17 protein-coding genes and 1 pseudogene are annotated in these 18,637 nt (G+C 64.5%); 8 read left to right on the forward strand and 10 right to left on the reverse strand.

Going from position 1 to position 18,637, the window contains the following annotated elements:
* Positions 1-29: 29 nt before the first annotated feature.
* Both BSZ39_RS04340 and BSZ39_RS04345 read right to left on the reverse strand, forming a co-directional pair.
* The gene (locus BSZ39_RS04340) at positions 30-659 is read right to left on the reverse strand and encodes a DivIVA domain-containing protein (RefSeq protein ID WP_073716160.1); all 630 of its coding nucleotides are present in this window, start codon (positions 657-659) and stop codon (positions 30-32) included.
* 33 nt (positions 660-692) lie between these two features.
* Positions 693-2,078 carry a class II fumarate hydratase gene (locus BSZ39_RS04345; RefSeq protein WP_073716161.1) on the reverse strand — a complete coding sequence of 462 codons (1,386 nt, stop codon included), beginning with the start codon at positions 2,076-2,078 and terminating at the stop codon, positions 693-695.
* A 161-nt stretch (positions 2,079-2,239) separates the two neighbouring features.
* On the opposite strand from BSZ39_RS04345, the gene BSZ39_RS04350 reads away from it, so the two are divergent.
* Complete coding sequence (locus BSZ39_RS04350; protein ID WP_073716162.1) at positions 2,240-3,937, forward strand: fumarate hydratase; 1,698 nt, start codon at positions 2,240-2,242, stop codon at positions 3,935-3,937.
* Positions 3,938-4,016: 79 nt separating this feature from the next.
* On the forward strand, positions 4,017-5,297 hold the full coding sequence (locus BSZ39_RS04355; protein WP_073716163.1) for a serpin family protein: 1,281 nt from the start codon (positions 4,017-4,019) through the stop codon (positions 5,295-5,297).
* Here BSZ39_RS04355 and BSZ39_RS04360 read toward each other — a convergent pair.
* The gene (locus BSZ39_RS04360; RefSeq protein ID WP_073716164.1) at positions 5,294-6,418 is read right to left on the reverse strand and encodes a GuaB3 family IMP dehydrogenase-related protein; all 1,125 of its coding nucleotides are present in this window, start codon (positions 6,416-6,418) and stop codon (positions 5,294-5,296) included. The genes BSZ39_RS04355 and BSZ39_RS04360 overlap by 4 nt on opposite strands.
* 86 nt (positions 6,419-6,504) lie before the next feature.
* On the opposite strand from BSZ39_RS04360, the gene BSZ39_RS04365 reads away from it, so the two are divergent.
* Positions 6,505-7,206: an exonuclease domain-containing protein gene (locus BSZ39_RS04365; protein WP_073716165.1), complete on the forward strand. Its 702-nt coding sequence runs from the start codon at positions 6,505-6,507 to the stop codon at positions 7,204-7,206.
* 24 nt (positions 7,207-7,230) lie between these two features.
* Complete coding sequence (locus BSZ39_RS04370) at positions 7,231-7,878, forward strand: aldo/keto reductase (protein ID WP_073716166.1); 648 nt, start codon at positions 7,231-7,233, stop codon at positions 7,876-7,878.
* A gap of 8 nt (positions 7,879-7,886) precedes the next feature.
* On the opposite strand, the gene BSZ39_RS04375 is transcribed toward BSZ39_RS04370, so the two are convergent.
* From BSZ39_RS04375 to BSZ39_RS13170, 3 genes and pseudogenes are all read right to left on the reverse strand, one after another.
* The gene (locus BSZ39_RS04375) at positions 7,887-8,378 is read right to left on the reverse strand and encodes a hypothetical protein (RefSeq protein ID WP_073716167.1); all 492 of its coding nucleotides are present in this window, start codon (positions 8,376-8,378) and stop codon (positions 7,887-7,889) included.
* Positions 8,379-8,692: 314 nt separating this feature from the next.
* Positions 8,693-10,197 (reverse strand): annotated as a pseudogene (guaB, locus tag BSZ39_RS04380) (IMP dehydrogenase).
* A 41-nt stretch (positions 10,198-10,238) separates the two neighbouring features.
* A complete protein-coding gene (locus BSZ39_RS13170; protein ID WP_083602938.1) occupies positions 10,239-11,144 on the reverse strand; it encodes a MerR family transcriptional regulator in 906 nt (301 codons plus the stop codon).
* 566 nt (positions 11,145-11,710) lie between these two features.
* Here BSZ39_RS13170 and BSZ39_RS04390 point away from each other — a divergent pair.
* Positions 11,711-12,004, forward strand: coding sequence for a WhiB family transcriptional regulator (locus tag BSZ39_RS04390; protein ID WP_073716168.1), 294 nt, complete (start codon positions 11,711-11,713; stop codon positions 12,002-12,004).
* A 138-nt stretch (positions 12,005-12,142) separates the two neighbouring features.
* On the opposite strand, the gene groES is transcribed toward BSZ39_RS04390, so the two are convergent.
* Positions 12,143-12,439, reverse strand: a complete 297-nt coding sequence (gene groES, locus BSZ39_RS04395; RefSeq protein ID WP_073716169.1) for a co-chaperone GroES — start codon at positions 12,437-12,439, stop codon at positions 12,143-12,145.
* 183 nt (positions 12,440-12,622) lie between these two features.
* Between groES and BSZ39_RS04400 the strand changes: the two genes are divergently transcribed.
* From BSZ39_RS04400 to BSZ39_RS04410, 3 genes are all read left to right on the forward strand, one after another.
* Entirely contained in the window at positions 12,623-13,840 is a 1,218-nt protein-coding gene (locus BSZ39_RS04400; RefSeq protein ID WP_073716170.1) for a class I SAM-dependent methyltransferase, read from the forward strand.
* Positions 13,841-13,882: 42 nt separating this feature from the next.
* Positions 13,883-15,094 carry a glutamate--cysteine ligase gene (locus BSZ39_RS04405; protein WP_073716171.1) on the forward strand — a complete coding sequence of 404 codons (1,212 nt, stop codon included), beginning with the start codon at positions 13,883-13,885 and terminating at the stop codon, positions 15,092-15,094.
* An 86-nt stretch (positions 15,095-15,180) separates the two neighbouring features.
* Complete coding sequence (locus BSZ39_RS04410; protein ID WP_073716172.1) at positions 15,181-15,594, forward strand: CBS domain-containing protein; 414 nt, start codon at positions 15,181-15,183, stop codon at positions 15,592-15,594.
* Here the strand turns inward: BSZ39_RS04410 and tsaD are convergent.
* The 3 genes from tsaD to BSZ39_RS04425 are packed head-to-tail and all read right to left on the reverse strand — an operon-like array spanning position 15,591 to position 18,343.
* The gene (gene tsaD / locus BSZ39_RS04415) at positions 15,591-16,628 is read right to left on the reverse strand and encodes a tRNA (adenosine(37)-N6)-threonylcarbamoyltransferase complex transferase subunit TsaD (protein WP_073716173.1); all 1,038 of its coding nucleotides are present in this window, start codon (positions 16,626-16,628) and stop codon (positions 15,591-15,593) included. The genes BSZ39_RS04410 and tsaD overlap by 4 nt on opposite strands.
* 4 nt (positions 16,629-16,632) lie before the next feature.
* Positions 16,633-17,223 (reverse strand): mycothiol transferase, encoded by a 591-nt coding sequence (locus BSZ39_RS04420; protein ID WP_222842859.1) that lies wholly within the window; start codon positions 17,221-17,223, stop codon positions 16,633-16,635.
* 4 nt (positions 17,224-17,227) lie between these two features.
* Positions 17,228-18,343 carry a hypothetical protein gene (locus tag BSZ39_RS04425; RefSeq protein ID WP_073716174.1) on the reverse strand — a complete coding sequence of 372 codons (1,116 nt, stop codon included), beginning with the start codon at positions 18,341-18,343 and terminating at the stop codon, positions 17,228-17,230.
* Positions 18,344-18,637 lie beyond the last annotated feature (294 nt).

Raw genomic sequence — 18,637 nt, forward strand, 5'->3', positions numbered from 1 at the left:
ACCGACAGGTGGCGCCGCCCTTTGGCGTGCTACTCGCGCCCGAAAAGTTTTCTCAACACCGAGTGCTCGGGCTGGTGAGGTGGTTGCGTGGCGCGATCACCACCGCTGGCGAGGATAAACCTGTCGAGAAACTCATCGACCTCATCCATGTCGTAGCCTTCGCGGAACTTCGCCAGGTCGAACTTCGCGCCCGCGATAAACGTTTCAATATCGCTGCCGCGTTTGCCGCGTTTGACGGCCGCGATCAGGGAGTCGAGGAAGTCATCGACGTCATCCTGGTCATAGCCGCTGCTGTATTTCGTCTGCTGGAAGCGCACGTTCTCGATCATGGTGACGAGCCGGGTCGTCTCCTTCGGGCTCGACGCGACAGACCGCGGCGTCTTCGGATCGAAGGGAACGGCGAGCGCGGCACGAATCTTGGTGAACAATTCGTCGACTTCGTGGATGTCGTAGCCCGTACGAACACGCGTCTTTTCGATCGCCGTCGCGTCGATGAACCGCTCGATATCCTCGCGCGGCTCGCCTGCCTTCACCATCACGATGACCTGGTCGATGAAGCGATCGACCTCATCAATGTCGTACCCCTCCCGGAGCCGGGTCGGAGTGAACACGACGGTGGTCAGCGTGCGTGCGATGCGTGCACTGTCGTATGGGGCCATAGGAGAGTTCTACACCCCTCGGGGTGAGCGTGGTTAATACTCTCCGACCATGGACAACACGTCGAGGGCGTGATCCAGTTGCTCTTCCGTGAGTTCGCCACGTTCAACGTAACCGAGGTCGAGCGCCGCTTGCTTCACCGTGATGTTCTCCGCCACCGAATGTTTCGCGATCTTAGCGGCCGCCTCGTAGCCGATCAGACGGTTGAGCGGCGTGACGATCGACGGGCTCGATTCTGCGAGGGTGCGGCAGCGCTCTTCATCGGCCGTCAGCCCATCGATGGTCTTGTCCGCGAGCACCCGCGATACATTGCCGATGAGCGTGATCGATTCCAGCAGGTTACGGGCCATGACCGGCAGCGTGACGAGCAGGTCGAAGTTGCCCTGGGCGCCTGCGAACGCGATCGCGGCATCATTACCGATAACCTGGGCCGCCACCATGACGGTTGCTTCCGGCACAACGGGATTGACCTTGCCCGGCATGATCGACGAGCCCGGCTGCAAATCCGGCAGGTGAAGCTCGCCGATACCCGTGCGCGGACCGGAGCCCATCCAGCGGATATCGTTCGCGATCTTCGTCAGCGATACCGCGATGACGCGCAGCGCGCCTGAGAGTTCGACGAGCGAATCCTGCGCCGCCTGCGCTTCAAAGTGATTGCGCGCCTCGACAAACGGCAACCCCGTGTCCTTGGCGATGAGCTCGATGACGCGGGCGGAAAAGCCCTTCGGGGTATTGATGCCGGTCCCGACCGCGGTGCCGCCGAGCGGCAGTTCCGCGACGCGTGGCAACGCCGCATCGACGCGTTCGATCCCGTGCCGGATCTGGGCGGCATAGCCGGAAAACTCCTGGCCGAGCGTAATCGGCGTGGCGTCCATGAGGTGGGTACGACCCGACTTCACGACGCTGCGCCACTCCGAAGACTTGGCTTCGAGGGACTCCGCAAGGCGCTCCAGGCCCGGCCGCAGCACCTCTTCCACGGCCGCGAGCGCCGCGATATGGATCGATGACGGGAAGACGTCATTCGACGATTGGGAGGCGTTGACGTGGTCGTTCGGATGGATCTGTTCTGCGCCGATTTCGCTCGCGCGCCGAGCGATGACCTCGTTCGTGTTCATGTTGGAACTTGTGCCGGATCCGGTCTGGAATACGTCGATCGGGAACTGGTCGTCGTGGGTTCCGTCGATGACTTCCTGCGCGGCGGCGACGATCGCCTTAGCCTGGCTGTCGCTTAGCACGTCGAGTTCTGCGTTCGCCTGCGCCGCCGCTTTTTTGATCCGGCCAAGGGCCCGAATATGGAACGGTTCCAGGCCGCGTCCGGAGATCGGGAAATTCTCGACCGCGCGCTGGGTCTGAGCCGCGTAAAGCGCGTGAGCGGGGACCCTTACCTCGCCCATCGTGTCGTGCTCGATCCGGTAGTCCATGTCGTGCCCCTTTCAGGCTAGGTAAGACTTACCTAAATCATGACAAATCTGGCGGAAAATTGCGACTTCTCCCACGACCAAACTGGGCTGAAGGTCCATACTTATCGACAGCGCGCCGACTAATCTGGAGAGCGGCACCCACGCAATGAAGGAGCATTACCGTGGCCGAGTTTCTTTATGAAGACATGCTTCCCGTCGGAGCCGACGATACCGAGTATCGGCTGCTGACAACCGAAGGGGTGGAGGTGATCGAAGGACCCGAGGGCCGCACGTTCTTGAAGGTCGCCCCCGAAGCGCTCACGCTGCTGACCGAGACGGCGCTGCACGACATCTCGCACTTCCTGCGTACCGCTCACCTGAAGCAGCTGCGAAAGATTTTGGACGACCCGGAGGCAAGCGACAACGACAAGTTCGTTGCCCTCGACCTGCTGAAGAACGCCGCGATCGCCTCTGGCGGCGTGCTGCCGATGTGCCAAGACACTGGAACCGCGATCGTCTCGGCTAAGCGCGGCCAGCAGATCCTTACCGAGGGCCCGGATGAGAAGGCGATGTCGCTTGGCGTGTACAACGCCTACACGCACCTGAACCTGCGCTACTCGCAGAACGCTCCCCTTTCGATGTGGGACGAGGTCAACACGGGCACGAACCTGCCCGCCCAGATCGAGGTCGCGGCCGATACGAAGCCCGGCCACGAGAACGAGTACTCCTTCCTCTTCATGGCCAAGGGCGGCGGCAGCGCAAACAAGTCCTTTCTGTACCAAGAGACGAAGGCGCTGCTGAACCCCGACCGCCTGATGCAGTTCATCGAGGAAAAGATGCGCTCGCTTGGCACCGCGGCCTGCCCGCCCTACCACCTCGCGATCGTCATCGGCGGCACTAGTGCGGAATTCTGCCTGAAGACGGCGAAGTACGCCTCGGCCAAATACCTCGACAACCTGCCGACGCAGGGCTCGCCTGCGGGGCACGGCTTCCGCGACACGGAGCTCGAAGAAAAAGTTCTGGAGCTCTCCCGCAATATCGGGATCGGCGCCCAGTTCGGCGGCAAATACTTCTGCCACGACGTGCGCGTCATCCGGCTGCCCCGACATGGCGCCTCGCTCCCCGTCGCGATCGCAGTCTCCTGTTCGGCCGACCGCCAGGCCAAGGCGAAGATCACGCCCGAGGGTGTCTTCCTCGAAAAGCTCGACACCGATCCCGGCCGTTTCCTCCCCGATGTCACCGACGCGGAGCTCGAGGCCGAGACTCACGGCGTATCCGGCACCGGCAAGGGTGCAGCGGTGAAGATCGACCTGACCCGCCCGATGCCCGAGATCCTCGAAGAGCTCTCCAAATATCCGATCAAGACGCGGCTGTCCCTGACTGGACCCCTGATCGTCGCTCGCGATATCGCGCATGCCAAGATCAAGGAGCGCCTCGACGCCGGTGCGGACATGCCGCAGTACTTGAAGGACCACCCGGTCTACTATGCGGGCCCCGCGAAGACGCCCGAAGGCATGCCCTCCGGTTCGTTCGGTCCGACGACCGCGGGCCGGATGGACTCCTACGTCGAACAGTTCCAAGCCGCCGGCGGCTCCATGGTCATGCTGGCCAAGGGCAACCGTTCCCAGCAGGTGACGGACGCCTGCAACGCTCACGGTGGGTTCTATCTCGGCTCGATCGGCGGGCCCGCCGCGCGCCTCGCGCAGGACTGCATCAAGAGCGTCGAGATCGTCGAATACGAAGAACTCGGGATGGAAGCAGTCTGGAAGATTGACGTCGAGGACTTTCCGGCCTTCATCGTCGTCGACGACAAGGGCAACGATTTCTTCGCCGGCACCCAAGAGGTGACCCTGACGATCGGGAAGCGGCCCGGGCTCTGAGCAATCCGCACGCCCTAAGCACGGTTGCAGTTGTGCCACACGCCCTGCTGTCTGAGCGCATCGGTGCTATCGTCGAGGCGTGAAACGCCGCATCGCACTGGGGATGGCCTCCGCCCTGTTCGTGACCGCCTGCGCGAGCACGTCGGGCCTGGACGTGAGGAGCGATCCGGATACGACCTTCACGCCCGTCCCCGTTGCAGAAGCGCCCGCCTTCGCGGACGTCGCCGCTGCCTCACGGGCGTTCGGGCATGACCTGCTGAAGAGCGCGGAGCGCGAGGACAACCTCGTACTCTCCCCGCTATCGCTAACGCTCGCGCTCGGCATGCTCGGCGAAGGTGCAAGCAACGATGCCGTCGCGGAACTGCGCGCGGCCCTCGGTGCCGGCGGCGATGAGGCGAGCGCCGCGATGGCGGCGATCCTGACGGCGCTACAGGCCTACGACGCAGACCCGAGCGATTTCGATCCGGAGGCGAAGCCGCCCGACAAGCCATTACTGCACGTCGCGAACCAGATCGTGCTCGATGATGAGATTGGCGTCGTCGATAATTACCTCACGCGCTTGAAGCGCTATCACGATGCCGGGATCGCTGAGGCCGACCTCGGCTCGGACGACGGGAAGAAGCTGCTGGACGCCTGGGTTAAGCACCACAGCGGCGGCCTCATCGAGGAGTCGGCGATCAAACCCGATCCGAGGCTACGCGCCGCCTTGCAAAACGCGACGCTCTTCGCGGCGCGCTGGCGCGTCCCCTTCGATGAGACGCGCGACATGCCGTTCACGCCGCCGGGTGGCAAGACGATCCAGGTGCCGATGGTTGCCGATGACCGGCGCGTGCCGTGGGTGCGCGTCGAGGATTGGGAAGCGATCGCGCTGGCGTACACCGAGGATTTCACGGCGGTCGTGATCCTACCGCCGCTGGGCTCCGATCCGGCGGAGCTGCCGACCGCGCGGCTGGAGGCGATCCTCACGGGCCTGCCGGGCGCCAAGCAGTCGTTTGTCCGGATGGCGATGCCAACGCTGAATCTGGCGACCGGGCTCGACCTCGTCCCGCTGCTGGCAGACAACGGCGTCTCGGCGCTACTTGATCAGGGCGCGCAACCGCTGCGAGGAATCACGGCCCCCGCGGATCCGAGCGAGGATCTAGCGCTCACGCAGGCCGTTCAGCAGGCGCGCCTCATCGTCGATGAGGAAGGAACGATCGCGGCCGCCGTGACCGAGGTGGGCCTCGGCGCGACCTCTGCGCCCCCGCAGCCGGAGGTCGAATTCATCGTCGACCGACCCTATGCGTTCCTCATCCAGCACGCCGAGACGGGCCTCACGCTCTTTCACGCCGTCGTGCGAAACCCCGCCGCGACGGATTAATCCGGCATGTAGGGCGCGATGACGACCTCGACGCGCTGGAACTCCTTGACATCGGAGTAGCCCGCCGTCGCCATCGTGCGGCGCAGCGCGCCGACGAGGTTCAGCGTGCCATCGGGCTGCGTCGCGGGGCCGTGCAGGATCTGCTCCATCGAGCCGACCGTGCCGACCTTCGCGCGCTCACCGCGTGGCAGCGACGGGTGGTGCGCTTCGCTCCCCCAGTGCCAGCCCCCGCCGGGGGCTTCCTCGGCACGCGCGAGCGCCGCGCCCAGCATGACCGCATCGGCTCCGCAAGCGACGGCCTTGACGAGGTCGCCGCTGCGTCCCACACCGCCATCGGCGATGACGTGCACGTAGCGACCGCCGGACTCGTCCATGTAATCGCGACGCGCAGCGGACACGTCCGCGAGCGCCGTCGCCATCGGCGCGTGAATACCGAGCGCCTGGCGGGTCGTATGCGCGGCGCCGCCACCGAAACCGACGAGGACACCGGCCGCGCCGGTGCGCATGAGGTGCAGCGCCGCCGTATAGGTGGCGCAGCCGCCGACGATGACGGGCACGTCGAGCTCGTAGATGAAGCGCTTGAGGTTCAGCGGCTCCGCGATCGAGGACACGTGCTCGGCCGAGACCGTCGAGCCGCGGATGACGAAGAGGTCGACGCCGGCTTCGACGACGGTGCGCCACAGTTCTTGGGTGCGCTGCGGGGAGAGCTTACCGGCGACGGTCACATCGGCGGCACGGATCTGGGCGAGCCGCTCGGTGATGAGCTCGGTCTTGATCGGCTCGGCGTACACCTCCTGCATACGCGCCGTCGCCTGCGACGCGGGAAGCTCCGCGATTTCCGCGAGCAGCGGCGTAGGATCCTCATAGCGCGTCCACAACCCCTCGAGGTCGAGGACACCGATGCCCCCGAGCTTGCCAAGCAGGATCGCCGTCTCCGGACTCATGACCGAGTCCATCGGGGCCGCCATCACAGGCGTTTCGACATGATAGGCGTCAATCTGCCAGGAGACCGACACGTCCTGTGGATCGCGGGTCCGGCGGGAGGGAACGACAGCAATGTCGTCAAAGCTATAGGCACGGCGGGCGCGCTTTCCACGGCCAATCTCAATCTCGTAGCTCACGGTCCTAGGCTACCGGGTTCGCGTCTTGCGCCGAAGAATGTCCGCGGATTGTGCCACAGTTAGATCAGCACCTGATGAGGAGACACATGAGCGTTACTGACGGGCCCCTACTCGGCTTCGACACCGAGACCACGGGAATCAACGCGGCCACCGACCGCATCGTGACCGCAGCCCTGGTCTACGACGACGGGCGCGGCAATCGCGACACCATCACCTACCTCATCGACCCGGGCGTCGAGATCCCGCAGGCGGCGAGCAACGTCCACGGCATCACGACGGAGATCGCGCGGCTGCACGGCAAGCCCCCGGCCCCGGTCCTCGCCGAGATTTCGGCTCGGCTCGCGGACTCGCTGCGCGCCGGCATCCCGATCGTCGCGTTCAATGCGGCCTATGATCTTTCGATCCTCGACGCCGAACTCGCCCGCCACGAGTTGCCCCGGCTGACCGATACGGTCCCACTGACTCCCGTCCTCGACCCGCTCGTCATCGACCGGGCCGTCGACCGCTACCGGCGCGGCAAGCGCCGCCTCGGCGATATCTGCGCCGCCTACGGCCTCGCGGTCTCCGGTGATCTCCACACGGCGGAGGTCGACGTGTTAGCGACGCTCGATGTGCTGCGCGCGATTTTCGCGACGCATACCAACCTGCGCGAGATGAACCCCGACGAGCTGCACACCTGGCAGCAGGTCGCCCATAAGGACTGGGCCGAGAGCTTCAACCTGTGGCGCGTCTCGAAGGGGCTGGCCGGCCCCGGCGCCTCGCCGCACTGGCCGGTCGAACCGAGGTAGTCATGTCACTGATCCTCGGAAACCATGGGGCTCGGCGAGGATATCGCCCAGGCCGAGGCCGTCATCGACACCGCCTTGCGCATCGGCATTACTCTGCTCGATACCGCCGATATCTACGGCGGCGGCGCGAGTGAACGCGTCCTCGGCGAGGTCCTTGCCGCCCACCCGTCGTGGCGGAAAGAACTGAAGGTCCAAACGAAGTTCGGGATCGTCCTTGGCTCCCAGACGACCTACCGGCAGGACGGCGACTACGTCAGCGCGTGCGTCGAGGCGTCGCTCAACCGACTGCAGGTCGACCGCCTCGATGCCCTCCTCATCCACCGGCCCGACCCGCTCGCCGGCGGGCTTTTCGAAACCGATCGGGAAACCTCAGACGCTATTCGTGCGGCCCGCGCGGTCGTGGCACGGATCGCCTCCGAGCAGGCCGTTGCTCCCGCGGCGGTCGTCCTCGCCTGGCTCACGAAGCATCCGGCCGGGATCGTGCCCGTCGTGGGCAGTTCGAATCCCGACCGGATTGCCTCCTATGCGGACCTCGTCTCGGTGAGCCTTAGTCGCGAGCAGTTCTACGAACTGTACGCCGCCGCCCGGGGACGGCCAGGGTTCGGACGGTCACGCCGAGCAGTTCGGCAGCGTTCCCGACCGTGCGGGGGATCTCTGGTCTGTTCTCCATAGCGCCAGTCTCAGCCATGACGTCGCGTGAGGGTCAAGCCCGCATCCCACAGGAACGTGCCATCGAATGCGTGCTCGAAGCGGAAGAAGCTCAGCCACTTCATGCCCGACGCGAGCGAAAGATTCACGAGGTAGGCCTTTTGCGATTCGGCCGCGTTATAGTCGAACGAACCGAGGTGCTGGCCGAAGACCATCGGGGTCTTACCGGTCCCATCCGGACCTTCGAGCGCCGCTTCGCGGTGACGCTGCCACTGCTGGAACTTATCGGCGCCGCTGAGCAGATGGTAGGTCTGCGCGTGGGGCTCGGACGTCCGCCCGATCTTATTCCAGGTCTCGTTCGGGGACTTCCAACGCCACTTGTTGCGGCTGTAGTAGTAGTCGAACGTCAGCAGATCAGGCTTCGCCTTCGCGGAATACTCCTGCAGGTCGTTCACGGTCCACCAACCCGACGCCTGGTTCGAGTGCACGAGCACGCCCTGATCGACGATGATGTCGTGCAGCACTCCCTGCTAGGCAAGGGCACTGTAGGCGGGTGAGTGGCCAGCGTCGACGATGGCGACGCCGGTGACCGCGAGCAGCCCTGCGGCAAACCCTGCGGTGAGTTGTCGGATCCTCACGTGATACCTCCTTGGATTCTGGTGAGTTACCGTCGAAATCCGCAGAATCTGACTCGTGTTAGTGTGGCCCACGGTTTCGACCGATGTTCGCGATCATAACCAGCTCAAGGCAAGTCGTGGCCCGAAATAATCCGTCTTCATGGTCTTTCGGGCACGACAGATTTCACGTCACCCCAGAGGCGACAACGAGTGCGAGCGACCTAGTAGCCGCGGTGCGAATAATTCGGCGCTTCGACCGTCATCTGCACATCGTGCGGGTGGCTTTCCTTCAGGCCGGCGCTCGTGATCCGCACGAACCGCCCCTTAGCCTTCAGATCCTCGATCGACTTCGCGCCGACGTAGAACATCGACTGATGTAGCCCACCGATGAGCTGATACGCGACGGCCGACAGCGGCCCGCGGTAGGGCACCTGCCCCTCGATCCCTTCGGGCACGATCTTGTCGTCGGAGGAGACATCCGCCTGGAAGTAGCGATCCTTGGAGTAGGACACACGACCGCGCGAGGCCATCGCGCCGAGCGAGCCCATGCCGCGGTAGTGCTTGAACTGCTTGCCGTTGACGAAGACGAGCTCGCCGGGCGATTCCTCGCAGCCCGCGAGCAGCGAGCCGAGCATGACCGACGAGGCACCGGCGACGAGCGCCTTAGCGATATCGCCCGAATGCTGCAGGCCACCATCGCCGATGAGCGGGACACCCGCGGGCTTACAGGCCTGCGCCGCGAGGTGGATCGCGGTGATCTGCGGGACACCGATTCCGGCGACGACGCGCGTCGTGCAGATCGAGCCCGGGCCGACACCGACCTTGACGGCGTCAACGCCCGCATCGATGAGCGCCTGGGCGCCCTCGCGAGTCGCGACGTTACCGCCAATGATCTCGACGTGCTTGAACGCGGGATCCTTCTTGAGGTCCGCGACCATCTCCAGCAGGAGCCGCGCCTCGCCGTTCGCGGTATCCGCGACGAGGACGTCGACCCCGGCTTCCATGAGCGCACCGGCACGTTCCTTCGCATCCCCCCAGTAGCCGATCGCAGCACCGACGACGAGACGCCCTCGGCATCTTTCGTCGCATGGGGATACTTTTCGGACTTCACGAAGTCCTTCACCGTGATGAGTCCGGCGAGCTTGCCGTCCTTATCGACGAGCGGGAGCTTTTCGATCTTGTTCTTCGCGAGCAGGTGGCGCGCCTCTTCGCGCTCAATGCCGACAGGGCCGGTAATGAGCGGCATCGGCGTCATCGCGTCGCGCACACGCATGGTGTCGAATTCGGATTCGTCGATGAAGCGCAGATCGCGGTTCGTGATGATGCCGAGCAGCGTCCCATCGTCGTCGACGACGGGCAGGCCGGAAACACGGTAGCGGCCGCAGAGCTGGTCGAGCTGACCGACCGTGGCATCGGGCCCGACGGTGACCGGATCGGTAATCATGCCGGATTCGGAGCGCTTGACGGTCCGCACCTGCTGGGCCTGCTCTTCGATCGAAAGGTTGCGATGCAGGACGCCGAGTCCGCCCTGGCGGGCCATCGCGATCGCCATTCGCGCTTCGGTCACGGTGTCCATCGCGGCCGACAGCAGCGGAATCTTGACTCGTAAACGTTTCGTCAGCTGGGTTGACGTATCAACCTCGGAGGGCACCACGTCGGTGGCGCCTGGCAGTAGCAGAACATCGTCATACGTCAGGCCGACCAGGCCAAAGGGATCCTCGCTCACACTCGCAGTGTAGCGGCTGGGATGCGCCGGACCGAAAGTCGCTACAGGTCGAGGTAGTCGGCGATCTCTTCCACCGCGGCGGGAACGGTGCGCACCCGGTGGATGCGCGGCAGCAGGAGGTCGGGTGCATTACGACCGACGAGATAGCCGATAAATTCGCTCGATTCGGACACCGCCGCCATCATTTCTTCGACGAGCGGGCTGCCACCCACGGCCACGAATGCCTGCACCTGATACTTGCGCGCGACCTCGAGGATGTCACCAACCTCATCCTGATTGGCCGGACGTAGCAGCACGACGTTGGCGCCCCGGGCCTTGAGCGCTGCGGCGATGACCTGGCCATGCAGCGTGGAGGCCGCATCAGACAGGATCGCGACGCCCACCTCACTCGTCGCTTCAACCTCGTCTGCGGCAAGGCGCAGCGCGCAGCAGGTTGCCGCTGCGATCGCTGCATCGGGCTCGACGCCGGGTCGGTCGGCGCGCGTCTTGTTCCGCAAGATCCGTAGCGCCGGCCGCACGACCTCGGCCCACGCCCGCAAGATGCCGAGGCGCTGCACGGCATAGCTCACGATACGCTCCGTGCGCGGCAGGTCGGGCTCGAGCGCGGCTGCGACGAGGGTTAGCGGATCGGCGAGCAGTTCCGGATCGCGGACAAGCGCAAGCTTTCGTACGGGCGGCTGGGCGACGGGTGGCGAATCGTCTTCTGCGTGATGCAGCGCGATCTGGGCCGCATCGCTTGGCGCCACGCCTTGCAAGGTGAGGGAACGCATGTGTTCTAGGCGGGCCACATCTGCTGGCGTGTAACGACGATGGGCTCCCGCTTCGTGTGAGGAGGGACCGAGTCCATAGCGACGATCCCAGGTACGCAACGTCGATGCCGCCACCCCGAGACGTGCAGCTACCGCGGCAACAGTGAGCGGTGCATCGGGCACATCAGGCACTGACATGGGCGTATTTCCCTCCTGTCCCGTTTGCTCATTCGATGTCGTCAGTTCGATTGTCACGCTTGTGCAACGAATTCGCGAGTTGAGCACGCCGATACTCCCCCACCACGCTGCCTAACATACTAAGTCGCGATCCAGGGCAGGAAAAGTTCAGCTCGCCCGGTGGACAACTGAGCGCGGCCTGGCATGAAATCGCGCCACAGGTCGCCATTTTTTACCTTCTATTTGCCTGCGTGATAGCGTCCTTCGACATCAATCGCGCCAATATGGCTAAAGATTAACTTCTTCTCGGCCATTGCGGTGGTTAACTACAACAAAACCAAGATCACACATCAGACCTCGCACGAGATCGCCGCCAGTCGCGGCGATCGTGCTTTTTGCTGGCATTCAAAAGGCGACCCTTTACTTAGCGCAATGTTCCCAACAATCTGACCTCCCGGACACAGCACAGCCTTTGAACAAGTTTTTTCGTGCTTACAGGAGCTTGAACAACTTATGCGCCGTTTGCTATGCTCGCGTTATTCACAGCGAACTGGTGCACAGCACCACGAAAGGCTTAGGTGAACGAGATGGCTGAAATCTCACGACTGCCCGGTCCGATCATGGACCTATGGGAGTGGCAGTACGAGGGCCTCTGCAGGCAGGCCGACCCGGACCTGTTCTTCCATCCGGAAGGCGAACGAGGCGGCACGCGCCGCCGCCGCGATGAGGCCGCTAAAGCAATTTGCTCCCAATGCCCGGTTTTGAATGAATGCCGTGAGCACGCGCTGGCAGTCCGTGAGCCCTATGGCGTCTGGGGCGGCATGAGCGAAGACGAACGCCGCGACTACTTCTCCAAGCGCAAGGTTCGCAAAGTCTCCTAACTTTTTGCTCGGGGCAACAGGCTGAGTTTGCACTCATCGGGTGGAGGGCCCGATCCGCAACGTTGCTCCGAGCAATTCCCAAAAAGCGGCCGCCACATGGAATCCCATGTGGCGGCCGCTTCGCGTTGCTTGCGGGTCTTACTTCTCGACGATGGCGAGAATGTCGCGAGCGGACAGGATCAGGTATTCCTGGCCCGCGTACTTGACCTCGGTGCCGCCGTACTTCGAGTAGATGACGACGTCGCCTTCGGCCACGTCGACCGGGATGCGGTTGCCGTTGTCGTCAACGCGACCCGGGCCCACGGCCAGGACCTTGCCCTCCTGGGGCTTTTCCTTGGCGGTGTCCGGAATGACCAGACCGGAAGCGGTGGTGGTTTCGGCCTCGAGGGTCTGGACGACGATACGGTCCTCGAGCGGCTTGATGGAGATCGACACTGCGGACCTCCCTTTCCTTCAAATCGTGTAGGTGTTCGGGACACGTACCTCGTGCGCCGCCGTCGCGGGGGTCGGTGCGTCGGTACGAGTCGCAACCAGCAGTTGCGCCTACCCCATAATCTATGCCGTGCTTAGCACTCGGTCAAGGTGAGTGCCAGGCGCGGGGGCGCTAGGCTCAAGACCATGACACACGAGAGCGAAACCGCCGGGCTCCAGCGCCTCTTGGCCCATCCCGACGGGCTCACCCTGGTGGCCAAGTTGCCGGCGATCCACTCCCCCGCCGATATCCTTTCCGCCACGTCAAAGCTGAAGTCGGAAGGCTACGACGCGGAGCTTATCGCCGCCGCTCTTACCCAACAGCGCCTGCGCGCCAAGGCCGAGACCAAGTTCGGCCCGTTCGCTGCCGATCTCCTCTTCACGACCGAAGGTCTGGAGCAGGCGACCCGACTCGATATCGCCGCGCGCCATGCGCAGCGGTTCCGCGACGCGGGATGCACGCGGGTCGCCGACCTTGGCTGCGGGATCGGAACCGAGGCCTTCGCGTTCGCCGGTCTCGGCCTCGATGTGGTCGCGGTTGACGCCGACGAAACCCATGCCGCGCTCGCGCTCCTCAACCTGCGGACCTTCCCCGGCGTCAGCGTGCACCACGCGCGGATCGAAGACCTCGGCCTCGCCGCACTCGGCGTCGACGGCGCCTTCGCCGACCCCGCCCGCCGTGGCAGCGGCGAGCGCCGATTCGACCCCGAGACCTGGTCCCCACCGCTATCGAGCATCCTCGCGCTGCGCGACGAGGTTCCGAACCTCGGCATCAAGGTCGCCCCCGGCATCGCCTACGAGCATTTCCCGGCCGATGTGGCCGTGCAGTGGACGTCCGTCGCAGGCAGCGTCGTGGAAGCCGCCATCTGGTGCGGCGCGCTGGCCCCGGAAGGCTCCTCGCGCACCGCACTCGTGCTCGCCGCCGACGACACGTCCGCGACCTATCGGGCCGATATCTCCTCCCCGCGAGCGCCCTCCCCCACCGTGCCGGTCGCCGAACTCGGCACCTATCTGCACGAGGTCGACGGGGCGATCCTGCGCGCGGGCGCGCTGTCCGCCGTCGCAGACACCCTGGGCGCGGGCCTGATCTCCGCGCGCATCTCCTACCTCACGTCCGACGCGCCCGCAGACCTGGTCGGCGTCACCTCATTCAAGGTCGACGCGGTCCTTCCCGCCAAGACAAAAACCCTCGCCGCAGAGCTGAAAAAACGCGACATCGGCTCCCTAGAGATCCTCAAACGCGGAACCGACATCGTGCCCGACGTGCTGCGTCGCCAGCTCAAACTCCGTGGCGAGCGCGCCGCGACCCTCATCATGACTCGCATCGACGGTCGCCACCGCGCGGTTTTGGCCTCCCGCTGCTAATCTGCCGCGCCGAAAGACAGTTTTCGTGGTGACAATAGGACCATGGGAGTTGACTTCGCGGCCTCACAGCGCTCGACCGTCGGGATCGAGTGGGAACTGCAGCTGATCGATAAGGACACGCTCGATCTGCGGCAAAGCGCCGACGCGGTCCTGCAGGCCGTGCGCGCGAAGTACGGCGAGTCCGAGCACATCGTCCAAGAGATGCTCCTCAACACGATCGAAGTGACCTCCCGGCCCCATCCGACGGTCGGCGAATGCGGCCTCGACCTCGCCGATTTCATCACGAAGGTCCGCCCCATCACCGACCCGTTGCGCATCGAACTCGCGACCGCCGGCTCCCACCCTTTCGCCCGCCCGCTGTATCAGCGCGTCACCGAATCCGACCGCTACGCCGAACTCGTCAAGCGCACCGGTTATTGGGGCCGCCAGATGTTGTTGTACGGCATCCACGTCCACGTGGGTGTCGAAGACCGCGACAAGGTCCTCCCCCTCATCCGCGCCCTGCTCACGCGCTTCGCCCACCTGCAATCCCTGTCGGCCTCCTCCCCGTTTTGGGCAGGCGACGACACCGGCTACGCATCCAACCGCGCAATGGTCTTCAAACAGTTGCCGACGGCGGGCGTCCCGCGCCAATTCGAGCACTGGAGCGAATACGAGCACTACCTCGCCGACATGCTCCACACCGGCGTCATCGATAAGGTCGACGAAATCCGCTGGGACATCCGCCCCGCTCCCCGCCTCGGCACGATCGAATTCCGGGTCTGCGACGCGGCCTCCAACTTGCGCGAAACACTCGCCCTATCCGCCCTCATCCACTGCCTCGTGGAGGATTTCTCCTCCCGGCTCGACACGGGCGAAACCTTGCCCGTCATCCCGGACTGGTTCGTCGACGAGAACAAATGGCGCTCCGCCCGCTACGGCATGGACGCGATCCTCATCCTCGACGACGAAGGCAACGAGGAGCTCATCACCGACACCGTCGAACAGATGCTCATCGACCTCGCACCGACGGCGAACCGCCTCGGATGCAGCGAACAACTGAGCTGGGTGGGCGACATCCTCAAGCTCGGGGCCTCCTACCAGCGCCAGCGGACGGTCGCGGAAAACCACGGCGGCTCGCTCGAGGCCGTCGCCCAGTATCTCGTCGAAGAAATGAAGGCCGACCGCCCCATCCCGGCCGACGAATTCACCTTCCAGCGCCAACCCGAACCGCTCATCGTCCGTACCGATGCCACCGGCGGCTCCCTAAACTAGCTCCCAACAGTGGCGGATTAAGCCAAATCGCGAAACACTGGACAAAGGGCGGGCGCAGCCCGCGACGCGACTTCAAAGGAGCAATGATGGCCAAGGTACGCGACGTCATGACGACCAACCCCGATGTGCTGGATACTTATTCCACTCTGTCCAAAGCCGCAAAGATCATGAAGGCCGGCGATTTCGGCGTCGTGCCCGTGGTAAAGGACGACGCGATCGTCGGCGTCGTCACCGACCGAGACATTATCGTGCGCGGTATCGCCGGTGGCCTCGGCCTCGAGGACCCCGTTGATTCGATCATGACGACGGATGTCACGACGGTCGGTCCCGACGACGACGTCTCCGAGGTCCGTCAGCTCATGATCGACGGCGCCCTGCGCCGCGTTCCCGTCGTCGACGGCGAGCGCCTTATCGGCATCGTTTCACTCGGCGACCTCGCCGAGCATGGCAGCGGCGACGATGTCCTCACCGAGGTTTCGAAAGCCGCACCGAACAACTAGACCGAGGCGCACTCAAGCGGCATCGAGGAATCGTTGGAGAACTCGATGCCGCTCGGCGCGACGCCGGCGCGCACCAGCACCGAGCCGAGCGCGGCGATCATGGCACCATTGTCCGTGCAGTAGCGGATCGGCGGGATCCGCACCTCGATACCGTACTCGGCGGCGCGCTCGGCCGCGAGCGCCCGCAGGCGTGAATTCGCCGAGAACCCGCCACCGATGACGAGCACCGAACAGTCGTGATCGACGCAGGCGCGGATTGCCCGATCGACGAGCGAATCGTTGACCGCCTCGGAAAACGAGGCCGCAATATCGGCCTTCTGATCCTCGACGTTGCCGCCGAGCGATTCGACGTGACGCGCCACCGCGGTTTTCAGGCCGCTAAAGGAAAAGTCGTAGGGGTAGCGTTCCCGGTCCTTCGGCTGCGATAGCCCGCGCGGGAAACGAATCGCCTCCGGGTTGCCCGACTGCGAGAGCTTATCGATGTGCGGGCCGCCGGGATACGGCAGCGAGAGCAGCCGCCCGACCTTATCGAAGGCCTCCCCCGCCGCATCGTCCAGCGTGCCGCCGAGCTCGGTGACATCGCGCGCGAGATCGCGCACGAGCAGCAGCGACGAATGCCCACCGGAGACGACGAGCCCGATGACGGGCGTCGGCAGCTCGCCGTGGACGAGCTCGTCGACGGCGATATGCCCCAGGATGTGGTTGACGCCGTACAGCGGCTTGCCGGTCGCGAGCGCCAGCGCCTTGGCCGCGGCGGTGCCGACGGTCAGCGAGCCGATGAGGCCCGGCCCGGCCGCGCACGCAATCGCATCAACCTCGGCGAGTTCGACGCCGGCCGCATCGAGCGCCGCATGCATCGTCGGCAGGAACGACTCCAGGTGGGCGCGCGAGGCGATCTCCGGGATGATACCGCCATAGCGGGCATATTCGTCCATCGACGTCGCGGTCACATCGGCGAGCAGCTCGGTGCCGCGCACGAGCGCGACGCCGGTCTCGTCACAGGTCGATTCGATGCCGAGGATTAAAGGATTCACGTCCCTAGGATACGCCCGCCCCCAGCTCGGGCATTCCCGCGAGATACGCGGCCTGCCCCACATGCTGCGCCGCATCGTCGACGATCGAGACGAGCCGTACCGCGCGCGTCACCGGCGGGTCGTAGCTCGTATCGATGACCTCAGCGAGATCCTCTTCGGACAGCTGACGCACATAGACGATGAGCGAGTCCATCGCGGCCGCCAGATACGCGACGAGTCCGTCCTGATCGTCGCTACGGACCGCGCGCGCCTCATCCTCGCTCATGCCGTAGCCGATGTGGGCGCTCAGCCCCAGCCGCTTACCAAAGCCGTCGCGTTCCCACACCTCGACCCCGCCGCTGAGCGCCGCCACCTGCACGTCGATTTGGCGGCCCGTATGCCACAACAGCCACGCGATGGAATTCGCGTGGCCGAGTGGATGCGCATTGAGCTGCGCGGAGCTGAGCGGCAGGAGGTCCCGGGCCGCCTGGACCGGACGGGAGGCGGCATCGATGAGCATATCCATGCCGACAGCATAGGACTTGGACGCCTTAACGGAGTAGACCTTGCGGCCGCCCTCCTCGCTCACCTTGACCATGATACCGTCCGCCTTCACGCGTTCATCGCTGATCGTGAGGACGCCCGTCCTTCACCTCGTGCATCATCGCCAGCGGCACGAGGAGGAAGGACCGTCCGTCCTCGGAAAATTCATGCCCGACGGCGAGATTGGACAGCGTAAGGTTCTTCCAATCGACGGTGTAGTCCTTAGCAAAGCCAGTCGTCACGTCCTCATCGTCAACCAAGAACGACCCGGAGGAGGCATAGCTGCCGTCCGTATCCGTGTCATCGATCTTCAGGTTCGGGATCGACGTATCCTTCTTGGCCGCGGTCACGTCCTTAATGTCCTTGCCGATGCTGTCGTTCTGCTCCTTGACGGCCTGATCGACCTTGGTCTTGACCTCGGGATCGACGCTGTCCTCCGCCGTCTTCACGTCCTTGAGCAGCAGGTCCGCAAGCGTCGTATTGGACTGGTAGAAGTCCTTCTTCCAATCCCCGCCGACCTCATCGAGCAGCAGCGCGGCCGCCTCACCGATGGTGTAGGACTCGGCATCAGCGCTCGCGGAGAAGTCCCCGGTCACCATGAGTTCGGAGGCCTTCTTGCGAATGTCCTCCTTGCTGATGGAATCAGTGGTGAACGCAGCCATGTTGTCCGTGTAGCGCGCCGTGCCTTCGGCGATATCGGTCGCCTTGATCGACTTCGCCTCGTCGGCGTACTCGGTCTGCCACTTCTCGAGCCAGTACTTCGCCTTAGCCAGGGCCTCGCTGCGCTTGTCGGGGTGGCGGTAGGCCTCGATGAGACGGTGGTGGATCATCCGGCGGTACAGGCGCGGCGTCCCGTCGACGGGATAGGCCTGGGCGCGGCTATCTCCGCCGTCTTGGGCCATATCGCCCTGGTAGTAAAAGTGGACGAGCTCATGCATGGCGACGCGATACAGGTGGGGCGCCGCGTTGTCCTTCTTCAGCTCCCCCGCATCTATCGTCATCGCGATCGACGGCTTGCCCTCATAGTCGAGCTGGCTGTAGCCGCCGACGTCCGGGACCTGAATGTCCTTCGGTTCGATCTTCTTCACGCCATCGACGCCGATCGCAAACGCGCTCGTATCGTCTCCCGCGCCGCGCACAAACAGCAGGAGGCGGTGCTCGGTGTAGTTGTACGTCGGCCAGACCTTGGCCATATGCGGCCAGTGGGCCTTGATCTCCTCGCCGACGGCGGCCGCGAAGGTCTCCGGCGTCTTTTCGCTCGAGGTGGCAGGCGGGCTGGAATTGGCCGCGCACCCGCCAAGGGCGAGGGGGCAACAACGCCGAGGGTCGCGGCGATGCGGGTAGGTCTGGGCATATCTCCCCCTGAGTCGTGGAACGTTTCTAGCAGATTAGCGGCTCTTCAGAGTTGAGTGTGGGTTGATGCGTCCAGGCCGCCAGCGATGAGGAGCATGCGGAGTCGGTAGTTCTCGAGGTTGCGGAATCCGCGA

It is taken from the genome of Bowdeniella nasicola, assembly GCF_001907295.1.
Classification (GTDB): Bacteria; Actinomycetota; Actinomycetes; order Actinomycetales; family Actinomycetaceae; genus Bowdeniella; species Bowdeniella nasicola.